This window comes from Rhodococcus sp. ACPA4, from assembly GCF_002300185.1.
Classification (GTDB): domain Bacteria; phylum Actinomycetota; class Actinomycetes; order Mycobacteriales; family Mycobacteriaceae; genus Rhodococcus_F; species Rhodococcus_F globerula.
The window spans coordinates 4879138-4896081 of sequence record NZ_NSDY01000001.1; the positions used below are offsets into that span (position 1 = coordinate 4879138).

16 protein-coding genes are annotated in these 16944 nt (G+C 61.5%); 9 read left to right on the forward strand and 7 right to left on the reverse strand.

Translation table 11 applies throughout. The features are described 5' to 3' along the window. The first annotated feature begins 187 nt into the window (after window positions 1-187). From CJ178_RS22335 to CJ178_RS22370, 8 genes are all read left to right on the forward strand, one after another. Window positions 188-1171: an ABC transporter substrate-binding protein gene (locus CJ178_RS22335; protein ID WP_033235074.1), complete on the forward strand. Its 984-nt coding sequence runs from the start codon at window positions 188-190 to the stop codon at window positions 1169-1171. Continuing rightward, window positions 1168-2007: an ABC transporter ATP-binding protein gene (locus tag CJ178_RS22340; RefSeq protein WP_051730580.1), complete on the forward strand. Its 840-nt coding sequence runs from the start codon at window positions 1168-1170 to the stop codon at window positions 2005-2007. Before CJ178_RS22335 ends, CJ178_RS22340 begins: the two co-directional genes overlap by 4 nt. A 44-nt stretch (window positions 2008-2051) precedes the next feature. Next, window positions 2052-2840 (forward strand): ABC transporter permease, encoded by a 789-nt coding sequence (locus CJ178_RS22345; protein WP_230590189.1) that lies wholly within the window; start codon window positions 2052-2054, stop codon window positions 2838-2840. Next, window positions 2743-3639, forward strand: coding sequence for a class II aldolase/adducin family protein (locus CJ178_RS22350; RefSeq protein WP_255285238.1), 897 nt, complete (start codon window positions 2743-2745; stop codon window positions 3637-3639). Before CJ178_RS22345 ends, CJ178_RS22350 begins: the two co-directional genes overlap by 98 nt. 132 nt (window positions 3640-3771) lie before the next feature. Further along, entirely contained in the window at window positions 3772-4782 is a 1011-nt protein-coding gene (locus CJ178_RS22355; RefSeq protein WP_033235071.1) for an NAD(P)/FAD-dependent oxidoreductase, read from the forward strand. 3 nt (window positions 4783-4785) lie between these two features. Beyond that, window positions 4786-5106: a DUF362 domain-containing protein gene (locus CJ178_RS22360; protein ID WP_033235070.1), complete on the forward strand. Its 321-nt coding sequence runs from the start codon at window positions 4786-4788 to the stop codon at window positions 5104-5106. Continuing rightward, window positions 5106-5930: an alpha/beta fold hydrolase gene (locus CJ178_RS22365; RefSeq protein ID WP_033235069.1), complete on the forward strand. Its 825-nt coding sequence runs from the start codon at window positions 5106-5108 to the stop codon at window positions 5928-5930. The genes CJ178_RS22360 and CJ178_RS22365 overlap by 1 nt, the downstream gene beginning before the upstream one ends. 166 nt (window positions 5931-6096) lie before the next feature. Continuing rightward, a complete protein-coding gene (locus CJ178_RS22370; RefSeq protein ID WP_033235068.1) occupies window positions 6097-6999 on the forward strand; it encodes an IclR family transcriptional regulator in 903 nt (300 codons plus the stop codon). A gap of 3 nt (window positions 7000-7002) precedes the next feature. Here CJ178_RS22370 and CJ178_RS22375 read toward each other — a convergent pair whose 3' ends face one another. The 5 genes from CJ178_RS22375 to CJ178_RS22395 all read right to left on the reverse strand — a co-directional run bounded on the left by CJ178_RS22375 (window position 7003) and on the right by CJ178_RS22395 (window position 13808). Beyond that, complete coding sequence (locus CJ178_RS22375) at window positions 7003-8526, reverse strand: crotonobetainyl-CoA--carnitine CoA-transferase (protein WP_033235067.1); 1524 nt, start codon at window positions 8524-8526, stop codon at window positions 7003-7005. Between the two features lie 47 nt (window positions 8527-8573). Next, window positions 8574-9521 carry a quinone oxidoreductase family protein gene (locus tag CJ178_RS22380; RefSeq protein ID WP_095887688.1) on the reverse strand — a complete coding sequence of 316 codons (948 nt, stop codon included), beginning with the start codon at window positions 9519-9521 and terminating at the stop codon, window positions 8574-8576. 49 nt (window positions 9522-9570) lie between these two features. Further along, complete coding sequence (locus tag CJ178_RS22385) at window positions 9571-11910, reverse strand: CaiB/BaiF CoA-transferase family protein (protein ID WP_033235065.1); 2340 nt, start codon at window positions 11908-11910, stop codon at window positions 9571-9573. Between the two features lie 116 nt (window positions 11911-12026). Continuing rightward, window positions 12027-12971, reverse strand: a complete 945-nt coding sequence (locus tag CJ178_RS22390; protein ID WP_257013322.1) for an ABC transporter substrate-binding protein — start codon at window positions 12969-12971, stop codon at window positions 12027-12029. A gap of 54 nt (window positions 12972-13025) precedes the next feature. Continuing rightward, window positions 13026-13808 (reverse strand): enoyl-CoA hydratase/isomerase family protein, encoded by a 783-nt coding sequence (locus tag CJ178_RS22395; protein ID WP_095888099.1) that lies wholly within the window; start codon window positions 13806-13808, stop codon window positions 13026-13028. Between the two features lie 197 nt (window positions 13809-14005). On the opposite strand from CJ178_RS22395, the gene tgt reads away from it, so the two are divergent. Further along, on the forward strand, window positions 14006-15295 hold the full coding sequence (gene tgt / locus CJ178_RS22400; RefSeq protein ID WP_372472349.1) for a tRNA guanosine(34) transglycosylase Tgt: 1290 nt from the start codon (window positions 14006-14008) through the stop codon (window positions 15293-15295). On the opposite strand, the gene CJ178_RS22405 is transcribed toward tgt, so the two are convergent. Next, window positions 15286-16011: a queuosine precursor transporter gene (locus CJ178_RS22405; protein ID WP_033235061.1), complete on the reverse strand. Its 726-nt coding sequence runs from the start codon at window positions 16009-16011 to the stop codon at window positions 15286-15288. The genes tgt and CJ178_RS22405 overlap by 10 nt on opposite strands. 122 nt (window positions 16012-16133) lie before the next feature. Then, a complete protein-coding gene (locus tag CJ178_RS33665; RefSeq protein ID WP_095887689.1) occupies window positions 16134-16904 on the reverse strand; it encodes an RDD family protein in 771 nt (256 codons plus the stop codon). Between the last annotated feature and the right edge of the window lie 40 nt (window positions 16905-16944).

The following is a 16944-nucleotide window of genomic DNA, read 5'->3' on the forward strand; positions in this document are numbered from 1 at the left end:
CCGAAGGCCGTGTTACCGCAGTATTTCGGTTCGCACGTTCCTCCAGGTGCGGTGTTTCGCCCAGGTAAGTTCCTGTCCCCGGTCCGCACGGTGGACCCGGTTGGTTCTCGGTCATAGGTAGGCACGGCTAGGTTTGCTCTCCACAACCCGCAACTGCGGCACAGATCACAAACAAAGGTGTGAGTAGATGGCCTCGCTGTCAAAGTTTGGAAGGACTGCTCTTGTTTCGGCTGCGCTGCTGCTGACCGTTGCAACCGGCGCATGCAGCCGCCCGGCGACGCAAAGCACAGCTGATTCCGCCGGAAGTGGACCACTGCGTATCGCAGTCGGAATCGACGCTTCCTATGCTCCGTTCTTCGTGGCGGATCAGGAAGGTATGTTCGACGCCGCAGGTCTGGACGTCGAACTTGTCCAATTCGGTCGTGGTGGCGAGGCCGTCGACGCACTCTCGACCGGGCAGGTCCAGATCGCCGGTAGCTCCGATACGACAACCATCGCCCAGTTGCGTCAGAATCCGTCGTTGCGCGCGATGTATTCGTACGAGGCGTCGGGCGACTACATCAAGGTTGTGCTGCGCAACGGCGTCGACTCACCGGCTGCGATCAAGAAGATGGGCATCGTCCCGGGTCTGAGCCAGATTTCGACGGACAAGTATCTCGCGGCCAATTCGATTGCCCCCGGCTCGGTGGAAATGATCTCGGCAACCCCGACGGACATGCCCGCGCTGCTCAGCCGCGGCGACATCGACGGGTTTGTTCTGTGGGAGCCGTGGCCGGCAACAGCCCTGGATCAGGGCACCGGCCACGTAGTGGCAGTCACCGGAGACTACGGCTGGTTCTACCATCACTGGGCGATCACGACGGCTCCCTGGCTGTCGGCCAACGAAGAGACCGCGCGGACCGTTGCGAAGGTGCTCGACGAAGCAACGCGCAAGGTCGAGTCGGATCCTGCAGCTGCAGCGTCCGCGACCAAGACCGCTGTGAACGTCAGTGAGGATCAGACTATTGCCGCGGTCGACGAGATCGACTTCTCCGTCGTGAATCTCGAAGCTGCGGATATCGAGTCGGCACAGTCGATCGTCGACTTCTACAAGTCGATCGGTGTTCTCAGTGACCAGCCGGATCTCGAATCGGCAATGCTTCTGGATTGGTACAAGGATGGTGCACAGTGAGTATCGCAACAAGTAGTACGGGCACGACCGGCCCCGGTAAAAAGAACACGGGTGTGGCCATCGACGTGGTCGACCTCGGGATCAGTTTCGGCGCGGCGGAGATCGTCGCCGGAATCGATATGCACGTGCAGCCCGGTGAATTCGTATGTCTGCTCGGGCCGAGTGGCTGCGGTAAGTCGACGCTGCTGTCGTCCATGGCCGGTTTCGTGGAACCCAGTGCCGGGGAGATTGTGTGCGACGGAGACGTCGTCGACGGCAGTAACCGCCACGCAGGCATGGTGTTTCAGAGTTCCGAAGCGCTATTCGAATGGATGACCGTAAGCCAGAACGTGGCGTACGGACCCCGGATGCGCGGAGCGAACCGCAGCGAGCAGGCCAGTATCGCCGCCGAGTACCTTGCGATGGTCGGCTTGCCCCACGCCGGGGCAAAGTTCCCCTCGCAGCTCTCCGGCGGTATGCGGCAACGTGTTCAGATCGCACGAGTTCTGGCCAACCAACCGTCGCTGGTTCTCATGGACGAGCCGTTCGGTGCGTTGGACGCTCAGACTCGTCAGGTTCTGCAGACCGAACTCGACCGTATCTGGCGGCACACTCGATGCACCGTGGTGTTCGTGACTCACGATATCGACGAGGCGCTGACATTGGCTGACCGTGTGGTTGTGATGTCGGCCGGCCCGCGGGCTCGGATCAAGAGCGTCTACGAGGTCAATGCGGCTCGTCCCAGGGACCGTAACGATCCCGAGGTGATCGAACTCTACGAGAAGCTGCGCGACGACATTCGGGCAGAAGTGGTTGCGTCGCTGCGGAACCAAGGCATTGAGGAGGACGAGCTGTGACGGCTGTAGTGACCGGTGGTTCAGCCGGTGTGAGAACAGTAAAGGTGACACAGACGCAAAAGCGTTCGTCGGCGCGGCGATCCAAGATTGTCAAGGCGACACTGATGTATGCCGCTTCAGCGGCAATCGGTCTGGGTATCTGGTCGTTCCTGGCGTGGTGGTACGGACCGACCACGATTGCATCACCGGCCGAGGTCTGGTCTGCGGCACAGGAACTGTGGGAAAGCGGCGTTCTGTGGTCGTCGATCACTGCGTCAGGTCAGCGAATTCTGATCGGTTGGTTTCTGGGCGTCGTGATCGGCGCTCCCGTCGGAATTCTGATGGGCCGCATCGCCATCGTACGACAGCTCCTCGATCCGTACATCGAGTTCTTCCGGTTCATTCCGCCGATCGCATTTGTCACTCTTGCCGTCGTCTGGTTCGGCATCGGTGAGACGTCGAAGGTTGTTCTGATCTTCTACACCTCGGTGTTCATCGTCACGGTCAGCACGATCGCCGCGACTGTTGCGATCAGCGAGAACAAATTGCAGGCCGCAGCCAATCTTGGTGCGGGCAAGCTGCAGATCATGAAAACGGTGGTCCTGCCGTCTTCGATCCCGGGTATCGTCACCGGTGCTCGCCTGGCCATGGGTAACAGCTTTCTCACCATCGTGTCGGCGGAGATCGTCGCCGCCGACCAGGGTATCGGCTCGATGATCTGGCAGGCCCGAAACTACGGTCGAATCGACTGGACGTTTGTCGGCATCATCGTCCTCGGCATCATGGGCTTCATCTTCGACCGGATTCTCCGAATTCTGTCCTCGCGGTACCTCGCCCGCTACGGCGTCAAATAGTCAGGAGCGCAGCATGAGTAAACCGCTGAGCATTGCAGAGCAGGCCGGAATTCCTGGCCCGCCCGAGTTCTCCGACGTCGAGAGCGAACGACGTCGACGTAAGACCGCCGTCATCGGCGGATATCGGATACTGTCGAAATTCGGTTTGGACGAAGGAATCTCGGGACACATCACGGCCCGAGATCCCGAAGAATCTGAAACGTTCTGGACGGCGCCGTTCGGTCGGCACTTCTCCCAGGTCCAGCCCGAAGAACTACTGCACGTGGCATCGGACGGCACGGTGATTTCCGGCGACGGACCGCTGAACCGCGCAGCATTTGTCATCCACAGCAAGGTTCACGAGGCCCGTCCCGATGTGATCGGAGCTGTTCATGCACATGGTCTGAACGGCAAGGCGTTCTCTTCGCTGCACTGCCGCCTCGCTCCGATCACTCAGGACGCGTGCGCCTTTCACGAGGACCACTCGATCTACGAGGAGTATCACGGGGTGGCGCTCGATGAAGAGGAGGGGATTCGCATTGCGACGGCCCTCGGATCGAACAAAGCGGTGATCCTGACCAATCACGGCCATTTGACTGTCGGAACCTCTGTCGAGAGCGCAGTGTGGTGGTACGTGTCGATGGAGCGTTCGATGCAGGCAGAATTGGCGGCGCGAGCCGCCGGTGATCCGGTTGTCCTGCACGAGAAGATCGCTGCGCAGACCTACGAGGCTGTGGGCACCGAGAAGGTGGGGTGGTTTGCCTACTCGACCATCATCCAGAAGATTGCGGCAGACGAACCCGAGGTGTTCGCGCGCTGAATTTCGTGAGTACGGGCCCGTCGACCGAAAGGTCGGCGGGCTCTTTTCATGTTGTCCCGCAAACGTTACCGAGGTCTGTTGAGCGGACCGGTTTCATTTGCGAGGGTCCGTCGGCGCAATACCGTATCGGGTGTGAACACAACGTCTTCCACGGCGGCCGACAACGAGATCGGCGTCGATATTCTGATCATTGGTGCCGGCCCCGCCGGGCTGTACGGCGCGTACTACGCAGGCTTCCGCGGCCTCTCCGTTGCCGTGATCGATGCCCTTGCGGAACCGGGGGGACAGGTCAGTGCGATGTACCCGGAGAAGGCAATCCTCGACATTGCGGGATTCCCTTCGGTCAAGGGACGCAATCTCATCGAGGGCTTGATTGCCCAGGCTGCCCCATTCGATCCGGTGTACTTGCTGGGTATGCAGGCTCGTGAGTTGTCGCATGATGACGCCGGCCGGGTGCGAATCACCACCAGTACAGGCCAGGTGGTGGTCGCCGGCGCGGTTGTCATCACCGGCGGCATCGGAACTTTCACGCCCCGTCCGTTGACGAAGGGTTCGGAGTTCATGAATCGGGGATTGAGCTACTTCGTCCCGGATCTGTCGGCGCACACGGGGAAAGACGTTGTCATCGTCGGCGGCGGCGACAGCGCATTCGACTGGGCTGTCCACCTCGAACCGATTGCCAAGTCCGTCACTCTGGTTCACCGACGAGATCGATTCCGCGCGCACAAATCCACAGTTGCCAAAGTTCAGGACAGCAGTGTCCAGGTTCTTGTGAACGCGGATGTCTCGGAGGTACGTGGAAACGGGTGGATCGGCGAGGTCGACATCACCCACAAACTGGACAAGAGCACGTCCACGTTGCCGGCTCAATCTGTCATCGCAGCACTGGGATTCACCGCTGACCTGGGCCCGATGATGGACTGGGGGATGGAGATCGACAATCGCCATATCGCCGTCAACACGCGGATGGAAACCAATGTTCCGCGCGTGTACGCAGCCGGGGACATCACGGATTATCCCGGGAAGGTCCGATTGATTGCCGTCGGCTTCGGCGAAGCCGCGACTGCTGTGAACAACGCTGCGGCCGTGCTGGATCCGGAAGCGGAGATCTTTCCCGGACACTCTACGGAACAGGAGGGTTAGGCAATGGCATTTGTCATCGGTGAAGCATGCATCGACTACACGGACCGATCATGCATGGAAGAATGCCCCGTGGATTGCATCTACGAAGGTGATCGCAAGCTCTACATCAACCCGAATGAATGCATCGACTGTGGCGCTTGTGAATTGGCGTGCCCGGTAGAGGCGATCACCGTCGACCGCAAGGCAGACCCGGACTTCAAGGAAGACAACAAGCGCTTCTTCCTCGACATCTTGCCCACCCGCGGTGAACCCGTCGGAAATCCGGGTGGTTCGGCAAAGATCGATATTGTCGGCGTCGACACTCCGATGGTTGCGGCGTTCTGATGGGAAGCGGCACGCGATTCGGATACGTGGATTCGTCCTTCGGGCAATTGCATTACGCGCAGCAAGGTTCGGGTGAGACGATTCTCCTGCTTCATCAGGCACCCCGTTCGTCGGACGAGTTCCGCGAGCTCATCCCACTTCTTGCCGCCGACTTCCACGTGGTCGCGATGGACATGCCGGGGTACGGCAACAGTGCTCCGGTGCCCGGGCCGCAGACCATCGAGACCTATGCGCGAGGTGCGTGGGAATTGCTCGACGGGCTTGGCGTCGACCGAGTCACGGTTCTCGGCCACCACACCGGAGCGGCAGTGGCGCTCGAGATGGCGGCATCGCGCCCCGAGCGGGTAGCCGCCGCCGTGCTCTCGTCGTGCCCGTGGGCCGACCGCAACTACCGCGAGGGGCACTCGGGACCCGGTGGGATCGACTGCGTTGACCGAGCTGCAGACGGCAGCCATCTCACCAGTCTGTGGGAGATGCGACGGCCGTACTACCCGGAACCCGGCACCGCGCTGCTCGACAGGTTCATCCGGGACGCGCTTGCCTACCGGGTTGATCCGGCGGAGGGCCACAAAGCCTGTGCTCGCTACGTCATGGAGGAAAGAATCGGTTCGGTGACCGCGCCGGTTTTGCTGATCGGCGCGCGGAGAGATCCCTTTTCGATGCCTAATGTCGCCCCGCTGCGTGCACATCTGACGAGTGCGGCAGTGGTGGAAACAGAGATCGTCGAATCCGGGACCGTAGCGCTCATCGAAGAGCACGCCCCGCAGATTTCATCCGCCGTCCGCATGTTTCTGGAGAATTACGCAGGTAGGCGCCCCGTGTAAACTCTGCGGGACGGGTTCACTGAGCGGACCGTGTGGCGTGCGTCTCATCGTATGGTCACCATAGTGTCGGTTCCGAAAGCACCTGCACCCAACGAGCACCCCGACTGATTCGGTCCCGTGGCAATCGGGCTCGGCAGGCTGTCACAGATCGTTCAGGAGGACACTCATGGCCGCTCCACAACAATCCGTCGGGTTCGGATCAGTACTGCCCATCGCGCCAAGTGCTGCTGCGCCGTTGCAGCCCGCAGGAGAGCTGTCCTCGGTCCTGGGCAAGGCTCGAATGATCTTGGACGCTTTCGACACCGACCACAGTGACTTGTCTCTGACGGAACTCACTCGGCGCAGTGGGGTCGCGAAAGCCACGGTTCACAGGTTGGCCGGCGAGCTGGTCGAGTGGGGACTGCTCGAGCGCGCGGGCACAAAGTATCGGCTCGGCCTGCGATTGTTCGAGCTTGGCCAGTTGGTGCCCCGTCAGCGGATTCTGCGGGACGCCGCTTTGCCCTACATGGAGGACCTGCTGCTGGCGACACAGGAGACGGTTCACTTTGCGGTGCGGGACGGCATCGACGTCCTGTACATCGAGAAGATCATCGGACACCGCGGCCTCAATCAGCAGTCGCGGGTGGCCGGCCGGCTCCCGCTGTACTGCACCGCCACCGGCAAGATCATCCTTGCCTTCTCGCCGCAATCGGTCTTCGACGAGGTGGTCGAGCAGGGTTTCACCGCCTTGACCAGTCGGACGACGATGTCAGTCGGTGTGCTGCGACAGCAACTCGAGCGGATGCGTAAGGAACAGCTCGCGGTGGAGGTCGAGGAGACGCGGCTCGGTTACATGAGCGTCGCGGTACCGGTGTTCAGCGGCCCGCGCACTCTTGCCGGTGCGTTGTCCGTGACAGCGCCGACGGCTCGGCTCAACGTCAGTCGCATCACCGGGGCCCTGCGCACAGCAGGCGTCGGGATCACCCGCAAACTTCATGCCATGAAGTGCACGCATTCACCGAGTGACCCGCTCGCACTGCGTACGATTTGCAGTCCGGTGATGTGTTCGTTCAACGGCTGTGGCAAGTAGGCTCTACCGCCGTGCGCTGAACTTGCTCTTCTCGCTGTCCCAGGTGTGTTGGCCAACGCCCCGCTCGCGCAGCGGTGCTTTCTGCACCTTCCCGGTTTCGGTGAGTGGCAACGAATCCACGATGTCGATGTACCGCGGGAGGGCAAAGTACGGCAACTGTTGCTGGGCAGAATCCAGAATCGAGATGGGATCGAAATCGGCACCGGGACGGAGTATTACAGTCGCCATGACGTCGTCCTCGGCCAGCTCCGACGGCACCGGGAAGACGGCAACCTGACTGATCGACGGATGCAGCGCGAGAACTGTTTCCACCTCGGCTCCGGAAATATTCTCACCTCGCCTTCGAATCACGTCTTTGATGCGATCGACAAATCGGAACCAGCCGTCTGCATCACGAATCACCCTGTCGCCGGTGTGGATCCAACTGCCTGGCTCCGGAATCGGGTCGCCCAGATAGCCCTGTGAGCACGAGCCGGCAACCGTGGTGCGGACAACCAGTTCGCCAGGCACTCCGTCGGGTACGGCGCTACCGTCGTTGATCACCGCAGCGTCGTAGCCGCTCATCACGGTGCCCATGTATCCGGCCCGTCGATTTCCGGGAAGCGTGCCGATCACAAGATTGGTTTCGGTACTTCCGAATCCGTCCACGAGTTCCACACCGAATCTCTTGGCAAACGGTTCGATCAGATGCGCAGGGGTTGCGGGCGCCAAGGCAATCCGGATGTTGTGCTGCCGGTCGTGTAGTGCGGGGTCCGCGTTGATCAGCATCGCAACCATCGCACCTAGCAGATAGTCGACAGTCGCCCCGATCTCACGAACCTCACTCCAATGATTACGGACCGAAAACCGTTGTCCCAAGACAAAAGTAGACCCGGCCCAGACGGACTGAACAAAGGCATTGAGAGCATTGGTGTGAAACAGGGGCAGACAGTTGTACAGCACATCATCGCGAGTGAGTCCCAACGAGGCGCCAACGCTTTTGCCCCACTGCAGGAACTGCGCATGCGGGCATCGCACACCCCGGGGTATACCGGTGGTGCCGGAAGTGAAGAGTATCGCGGCCATGTCGAGGGGATCCACTGCTTCGGGTTCACAACCCGGATTCAAACCGGCCGTGGGGACGTGTGGTTCGCCCATGACCCACACGGTGCCATCGAATCCGGATACAACGTTTGCGCATTCGGGTGAAACCAGGATGCGTTGCACTTCAGCTTGTTCGAGTGCGCTGACAATACTGTCGGCGCGAAGAGCAGTATTGAGCGGAACGGCCACCGCGCCGATCCACGCGCATCCGAGAACAAGGTCTGCCAGTTCGATCCTGTTGCCGGACAGTGCCGCCACACGTTCCCCGCGGCCGACACCCGCGCTGCGGAGAGCAGACCCCATCGACGCAGCGCGTTCGAGCAGTTTGCGGTAGGTGACCGTGATCCCGCCGACGACAAGGGCCGGGTGCTCCGGACGCTCTAAAGCTCGCCTCCGGATCAAATCCGGAAGCGAGCGCGGAATGGCATGTGTGTCGCAGGGCATGAACGACTCCTTGCCGATGGCTCGTAGGGTGCGTAATTGTATCCCTCTCAGGGTACGACGACCGCCCGACCGGCAACCTTGCCCTCACCCATCAACTGCAGTGCACTTGCGATGTCATCCAACGGAAATTCCTGCACTGCAACGGAAATCTTGCCTTCGATGAGCAGTCGGATCATCTCGGGTGCCAGTTCAGCTTGGCGGGCAGTCTTGCGAATCATGTTGACGGGCAGGATCCGGACGTCGCTGAGCAACCAGTTCGGCAAGTCCAGCGTGAGACTCTTACCCAACGTGTATCCGATCAGGGCCGCCCGGCCGCCGGGGACAACACTTGCCAGCAGATGGGGCAAGCCGTCACCGCCCAGCGTGTCGATCAATGCGTCGACGGTAGGCTCGGATCCCAGCACACCGGCCAGTTCGTCACCTTGCCCGACGACGGGACGCACACCTTCCGGGATCAGGGCAGCTTGATCTTCGCGCGGTACAACACCGATCACCTCGGACGCTCCTGCGAGCAAAGCGAACTGCGCTGCCATCGATCCGACAGCACCCGACGCTCCGGCGACGACCACACGTTCGCCGGCTGCAACGGCCGCAACGTCATTCACGGCCACGTAGCCAGTTGTGCTTGGCAGAAAGAACGTTGCGGCAACGGCCGGCGACAGTGCGGGATCAAACGGTGTGAAGGCCTTGTCTGCTGCCACCAGATACTCGGCCCAGCAACCGTTCTTGAACAGGCCGACGCCACCGCCTCGGACCAGAAGGCGAGTGCCCGGCTCGTACGTGTCGGATTCGACTACCGTCGCGGCTCCGTCGGTTCCACCGATGTGCGGGAGATTCGGCTTGACTCCGAAGTTTCCGCTCGCGACGGTGATGTCGAGATGGCCGAGCGCAGCAGCGTCGATCCGCACCAGGGTCTGGCCGGATTCACGCGTGGGAATGTCGATGTCGTCGATTACCGGTGAGGTGCCGAACTGATGGAGTCGGGCCGCGCGCATTGTGTCTCCTTGTAGCGATCTGTGAATGGTTGTACGAATATGAGTGCGGTCAGGACAGGATCGACTGGTCGCGAAGTCCGGTGATCCGTTTGTCGCTGTAGCCGAGGACCGACTTCAGGACGTCGTCGGTGTCCGCGCCCAGCACCGGTGCAGCGCGCCGAATCGAACCGGGTTCGGAGTTGCGGCGAACAGGGATGCCCTCGTGGAGGAATGTTCCCGCGAGGGGGTGTTCCTGTACGGAATAGAAATTGCGTGCCCGCAGATGCGGATCACCGTCGACCAGGTCACGTCCGTCCTGGATGGCGCCTGCCGCGATTCCCGCCGATTGCAGGCGCTCCATGACGGTTTCGGGTGGCAGAGTCCGGGTCCAGTCGGCGATCGCGTCGTCGATTCGTTCGAGGTTGGCTCGGCGACCCTCCACGCTCCTGAAATCGGGATTGTCGATCCAGTGCTCCGCTCCGATGATGCGGCACAACGTATTCCATTCCGTCATGCCGCGGATGGCAATCGAGCACCACCGGTCTGCGCCGTGGCACGGGTACACGCCGTGCGGCGCCAGTTCGCAGTGGCTGTTGCCGATCGGATCGGGGGACTGTGAGCGAGCCGCTCGGAGAACACTGGTGCCCATGTGCGCTGCCATGGCTTCGAGTTGTGACAGGTCTACGTGCTGGCCTCGCCCTGTCCGGTCGCGGTAGTCGAGAGCTGCCAGCGCCGCGACTGCTGCTTGCAGTCCGGCAACTATGTCACCGTGGCCGTAGATGACTCCGACAACATCGTCGGCGTTCCAACCGGTCAGCGAGGTCAATCCGGTACTTGCAGATACGATGTCGGCGTACGATACCCAGTCCTTGCGAGGGCCGGTGTGACCCATCCCGGACATAGACACGTAGATGATGTCCGGGTTGAGTTCCCGCAGTTGTTCGTAGCCGAGCCCCATCTTGTCCATGACCGACGAGCTGAAATTCTCGACCACGACGTCGGATTTCCTGATCAGGTCGCGTAGGACCGAAAGACCCTCGGCGGATCGGGTATCGAGCGTGATGCTGCGCTTGTTTCGGTTGACGTCGTTGAAGTACCCGCTGGTGTTCGGATTGTCATGAGGCCCGCGCGACAGATGCATGAACGGTGCGAAGCGAGTTGGGTCCGGGCGTCCGATCGATTCGACCTTGATGACTTCGGCTCCATGGTCGGCGAGGATTCGGGTGCCGTACGGGCCGGCCAGCACCCAGGTGAGATCCAGCACGCGGACACCGTCGAGGCTGAGCGCGCCCGTGTCACTGAACTCCTGAGTTTCATGCACTGCCACAGTCGTGTTGGTGGACAAGAGTTCCTGATGCTGACCCAACCGGGCGGCCTCGAGCGTTCCGATGCGGTGGCCTTCGGGGAAAGCGAAGCCGAACCCGAGATCGCGGTAGGTGCCGTGATCCCCGGTCACGTCAGTGAAGAAGTCACGGTCGTTGAGTTGTGGGTTGCGCAGGAGTTCTTCGGGCCGGTCGACCGCTGCCCACGGCAACTTGCGAGACTGGGCGCTGACTGCAAATTCTTCCTTCGGCCACTTTGAGATGAAGGCTGACAGAACGTCGAAGATGTGTTCCTGGTGTGTCTTTCGGTAGACCGCGTCGGACCACTCGGGTTGGTCGAGATCGTCCTGGGCGTCGTTGTCGATCAGCCAGGCCAGCATGCCGTCCCACATACGGGGGCTACCGCCGAGGCCGCCACCGACATAACCGTCGGCGGCCTGGAACAGTCCGTGCGGAACGAGTGGATGTACGCGGCCAGGACGTGGCGGGACACGGTCCTCGTGAATGTAGGCAAGAGTGCCCGCTTCCAGCGCGGCGGCAACACATTCCTGAGCACTGATCTCCAGCAACGGGTTCTGGCCCGTGGACCGCGAACGCAGTCCGAGCAGCACGCCGATTGCGGCGTTGATTCCGGCGAGCTGCTCAGCCTGGAGTTCGGGGAGCAGGAGTGGAGGGTGTTCGGGATCACCGACCTGAGCCATCATTCCGCCGAGCGCTGCTACGGTCAGGTTGGTTGCCTGCCACTCACTTCGGGGACCCGATGTGCCGAATGGCGTCACCCGGACATGCACGAGGGAGCCTCGGCGCTCTAGCGGAACGCCGGTCGCGCTGCCGTCGAGCAGGACATCCGCGCTGCGAAGTAGTGTGTCGAATTCGGCGCGGTCGTTGCTGTCGCCCAGATCGAGAACCACCGACTTCTTTCCCGCATGCCAATGCAGGTACGAATCACCCTGGGACTCGGCGCGACTCGGGTCACCGGTGGGTGGTTCTACCAGAATGACCTCGAAACCCAGCCCGACCAGGATGCGCCCGGCGAATCGCGCAAACGGACTGGAAATCTCTACGACCCGTACCGGGGGATGCACCACAACTACTCCGTTTCAATCGAAAGATATCGCCGAACCGACTGGTGTCGAACGTAGTTCTCGGGTCCGGTGGGCGACATGATTCCGGTCTGCCCACCGGACCCGTTCTCACACGCCGCTCAGGCTGCGTTCTGCTCGACCCATCCCGAGAGAAGTACAGCCGACGGATCGATGTCTGCGGAGATCTTGCCCTGCTCGCGGAAGAACGCAACCAGTTCGTTTGCCCGCTCCACATCGTCATCGGTGAATCCGCGCCCGCCGAAATCGATTTGGGCCACCCGGTCGGCAGCCTCGGCCGGGTCCATCTGGATAGCCGAGGCAATTGCGGTTGCCGCCCGATCTGGATCCGAGTTCACGATTGCCGACGCTTCCGAGATCACCTTGAACACCTTGCCTGCGGTTTCTTCGTTCGCGGACAACCAGTTATCCGACGCGATGATCCACTGCGCGTACTTGGCGCCGAAATCACCGGTCGTGGCAACTACGCGTCCACCGGTATTCAAACTCTGTGTCACCCACGGGTCGAAGGACAGGAAGCCGTCGATATCGCCACGCGCCAGTAACGCGGGCTGCTCGGGCGGACTGGTGCTCACGAGTGTGACGGTCGCGGGGTCGATGCCGAGGCTGGCGAGGTACTGGTTCGTGAAGTAGAGACCGATACCGGGGAAGACGCCCATGGTCTTGATCGACTTCGGTTCGAGGCCATTGCGCAGCACAACCTGGAAGTACCGGTCGGATTCCTGGAAGACACCAAGAGCCCGCAGGCTCGGGTTGGCAGCCATGACGGACAGCGCTGTCGAGTCGGCATTGCCGGATAGCTCCGAAGTTCCGGCTACAACGTTCTGAGCACCCGCTGCTCCGCCTTCCGTCTGGATGACCTGGACGTCGAGACCAGCGGCCTCGAACATGCCCTCGTGGTCAGCTAAGAAGATCGGAGCGTACGACGGGTCCACACCAACAGCGATGCGTACCAGGCCACCACTTTCCGCGGAGTTGTCGGTAGCGGGACGGGTGCATCCGCTGACGGCGATCGACAGGGCGGCGAGAGTAGCGATCGCGCCCACCCATTTCTTTTGAAATCTGTTGAGCATGATGGCCTCTCGGTAAAGGGGGAGCTTTCAGCGTCCGGTGAAGATGGGGGAGCGCTTGTCGAGGAATGACTGAAGTCCCTCGGCAGCGTCGTTCGTCTTGATCAGTTCGAGCACTGCGTCGAATTCGAGGTCCAGCGCTTGATCGAGCGGCAACGACATTCCCTCGTCAACAATGCGTTTGATCATCCCGATGGTGGCAGTGGGTTCCGATGCGAGCTCACGCGCAAGGTCAGCGCAGTGTGCATCTAGGTCGTCGTCTGCAACGACAGCATCGACCAGGCCGATGTCGTGTGCGCGCTCGGCGCTCAGTCGATTGCCTTCGATCATGAGCACTTTGGCTCGGTGTGCGCCGATGAGGCGCGGAAGCCGTTGGCTGCCACCCGCACCCGGAAACAGTCCGAGGCCTATCTCGGGAAAACCGATGGTCGCCGACTGTGCCATAACGCGGAAGTCGCAGGCCAACGTCAGTTCGGCGCCGCCACCGAGTGCGTGCCCGTTGATCTTCGCGATAACGGGTTTGGGAGCCGTCTCCAGGATCCGCTGTACCTCGACCCACGGGCGCATCGCCCGCTGAGTCTCTTCGGTCAGCTCGCGCATCACGGTGATGTCGGCGCCGGCGACGAAGAACCGGCCAGTGCCCGTCATGACGATGGCGCGGATGCTCTGGTCCGACGCTAGTACCGGCAGTAGCTCCAGAAGTTCGGCGATCAGGCTGGGATTGAACGCGTTGGCGGGAGGTTTGTCGATGGTCACGGTGGCGATCGACTCTGTGACGTCGACGGTGACGAAGTTGTAGGTCTGTCTCGTCAATTGAGCTCCTGTCAGCGGGTTGGAGGTGTACACCGGTCGAGCCGGAGGATGCCTGGAGGAAGTATGGAGTGGGACTCTCGCGCGGCGATACAGCTCGGGTTCGGTCAGTAGACCAGGGCCGGATCGAAGATCGATGCTGTTGCTGCGCGTTCTGCCGTGATCACGGCGATTTTTAGTCCTGTGACAGGATTGAGTCCGTGACTTCTGTAGTTCCGACCCAGCCCGAGCCCGCTGTCGACAAGCGTCCCGAGTCGATTTTTACGATGGGGACGCGAATCGAGGACCGGCTCGGACGAACCGGCACCATCCACACACCGCACGGCGATATCGCGACGCCGTCGTTCGTGGTGGTCGGGACCAAGGCGACGGTCAAGGCTGTGCTCCCCGAGTCGATCAAGGAATTGGGCACGCAATCGGTTCTCGCAAATGCGTACCACCTGTATTTGCAGCCGGGTGCCGACATCGTCGACGAGGCCGGTGGCCTGGGCAAATTCATGAACTGGGACGGACCCACCTTCACGGACAGCGGCGGCTTCCAGGTGATGTCACTTGGCGTCGGGTTCAAGAAAGTACTCGCGATGGAAGCCGTCGGCGTGCAGTCCGACGACGTGATCGCGAAGGGCAAAGAGCGTCTTGCGACGGTCGATGACGAGGGCGTCACGTTCAAATCGCACCTCGACGGCAGCAAGCATCGGTTCACCCCCGAGGTGTCGATGCAGATACAGCATCAACTCGGCGCCGACATCATGTTCGCGTTCGACGAACTCACCACGCTGCTCAATACGCGCGGTTACCAGGAGCGATCGGTCGAGCGCACGCAGGCGTGGGCGATTCGCTGCATCAACGAGCACGAGAAGCTCACCGCCGAACGCGCCGACAAGCCCTATCAGGCTCTCTTCGGCGTGATCCAAGGCGCGCAGTACGAGGATCTGCGTCGGCAAGCGTGCCGTGGCCTCGAGTCGATCGAAGGCGAGAACGGGTACGGGTTCGACGGCTACGGCATCGGCGGCGCCCTCGAGAAGCAGAACCTCGGCACAATTGTGCGTTGGTGCAACGAGGAACTGCCTGAGCACAAGCCGCGGCACATGCTCGGAATCAGCGAACCGGACGATTTTTTCGTCGCAATCGAGAACGGCGCAGACACCTTCGACTGCGTCAATCCGTCCCGTGTTGCGCGCAATGCCGCGATCTACGTGCGCTCCGGCCGGTTCAACATCAACACCAGCCGATTCCGCCGTGATTTCACACCTATCGACGACGAGTGTGACTGCTATACCTGCGCCAACTACACCCGCGCGTACATCCATCACCTCTTCAAAGCGAAAGAAATGCTCGCGTCGACGCTCTGCACCATCCACAACGAGCGATTCACCGTGAAGCTGGTCGACGACATCCGAGCCAGCATCGAAGGCGGGTACTTCCACGACTTCAAGGCGGACATGCTCGGAAAGTTCTACGGCCCGAAGGCCCCGCAGACTCAGGCGTAAGTCGGTTCGCGCTTCTTCACGTAGGCGATGACGCGGTAGGTGATCGGCATGACCAGAATCTCGACAAGGGTTTTCCACAGGAAGCCGACCAACACGTAGTTGATGAAGTCTTCCCATGTGCTGATGCCGATGACGCCGGCCGCGATGGAGCAGAAGATGAGGGTGTCGGCGAATTCACCGACGACGGTCGAGCCGATGAGACGTGCCCACAGGTGCTTCTCCTGCATGCGCTTCTTCATCATGACCAGGACCAGGGAGTTCAGAAGCTGTCCGACGAGGTAGGCGGCCAAGCCGGCGACCAGGAGTCGGGGAATGACACCGACGACGGTTTCGAGGGCGGCCTGGTTCTCGTAGAAGGCCGCCGACGGCAGTTGCACAGCGATCCAGAAACATGCGGCAGCAAGAATCAGCGCGCCGAATCCGAGGTAGATCGCGCGCCGGGTGGCTTTGAAGCCGTAGACCTCACTGAGAACGTCACCGAGGACGTACGCGAGTGGGAAGAGGAAGAAGCCACCGTCGGTGATGACGGGCAGGATCTGCAAGGGCCCGAGGGACAACTCGGAATCCGCGAAGAAGGCGACCCCCTTGGTCGCCGCCACATTCGAGATCAGCAGCGTTGCGGTGAACAGCGCGACGATCGTCGGATAATAACCGAGGCTGACGTGCGCAAATTTGGTCTCTTGAGTCGATGAGTCTTGCTGATCCTGAGCTGTCACGTCCGCAATCCAAGCACCTCAGGGTGTCTCCAAGCGAGTTGGCGACCGTCCAGTTGCCCAGAACACAGCAGAAAGCCCGGCAATTCCTCGAGGAACTGCCGGGCTTTCGCGAGGGCTCTGGGTTATCCCTTGACTACCTGGGTGCCACCGGCCAGTTGGTCGTGCTTGCCCTGTTTGGTGGGGCTGTTGTTGATGGTCACCGCGATGACGATGTACGCGATAAACGCGAGGAGACCGCCGATGATCGGAATGATCGACAGCAGTGTGAACGCATTTCGGATCGCGGACTGCTGCGGTGTGGGCTTGGGAGCGCCGGCAGGTCCATGCACCGAAAGGCCGAGCATCTTCTTGCCCAGCGTCCAACCCTGGGTTACTTCCATCCCCACGAAGTACGCGAAGGTCAGGATCCCCGAGAACAGTCCGGAGATCAGAATCAAGCTGTCCGCGTCACTGACCAGGACTGCGAGAATTGCCGCGACGATGCCGACGATGATGCCGTCGATGATTCGCGCAGCGAGGCGCAACCACAGGTCACCCGGCTGAGCGCCGGAAGGCAGTCGCGTCGATCCGCCGTAAGCGCCCTGATCATTGAACTGCGGCGGCGGGGGAAAGTTCCCGCCCTGAGGCGGCGGCGGGTATCCACCGGGCGGCGGGTAGTTCCCCTGCGGTGGGGGGTAGTTGCCCTGCGGGGGCGGGTATCCACCGGGAGGCGGGTAATTCCCCGGGGGCGGCCCGGCAGGAGAGCCTCCCGTCGGCTGGTAGCCGCCACCGGGAGGTGTGACGGGAGGTGGGTAGCTACCGGGCGGCGGTGATTGCGGCTGGCTGTACGGATCTTGTGGTGATTGGTTTCCGTCGTTCGGATTCTTGTTGGGGTCGTAACCGCCGGTTGTCATTGTTTCCCCTCAGTCGTGAATGCGCGTCGAAGCGTTCAAG

Coding starts and splice junctions, on each gene's coding strand:
- CJ178_RS22335 (WP_033235074.1), top strand. CDS start 188: ATGGCCTCGCTGTCAAAGTTTGGAAGGACTGCTCTTGTTTCGGCTGCG.
- CJ178_RS22380 (WP_095887688.1), bottom strand. CDS start 9,521: ATGCGCGCGGCCCGACTCCATCAGTTCGGCACCTCACCGGTAATCGAC.
- CJ178_RS33665 (WP_095887689.1), bottom strand. CDS start 16,904: ATGACAACCGGCGGTTACGACCCCAACAAGAATCCGAACGACGGAAAC.
- CJ178_RS22375 (WP_033235067.1), bottom strand. CDS start 8,526: ATGCCCTGCGACACACATGCCATTCCGCGCTCGCTTCCGGATTTGATC.
- CJ178_RS22365 (WP_033235069.1), top strand. CDS start 5,106: ATGGGAAGCGGCACGCGATTCGGATACGTGGATTCGTCCTTCGGGCAA.
- CJ178_RS22360 (WP_033235070.1), top strand. CDS start 4,786: ATGGCATTTGTCATCGGTGAAGCATGCATCGACTACACGGACCGATCA.
- CJ178_RS22370 (WP_033235068.1), top strand. CDS start 6,097: ATGGCCGCTCCACAACAATCCGTCGGGTTCGGATCAGTACTGCCCATC.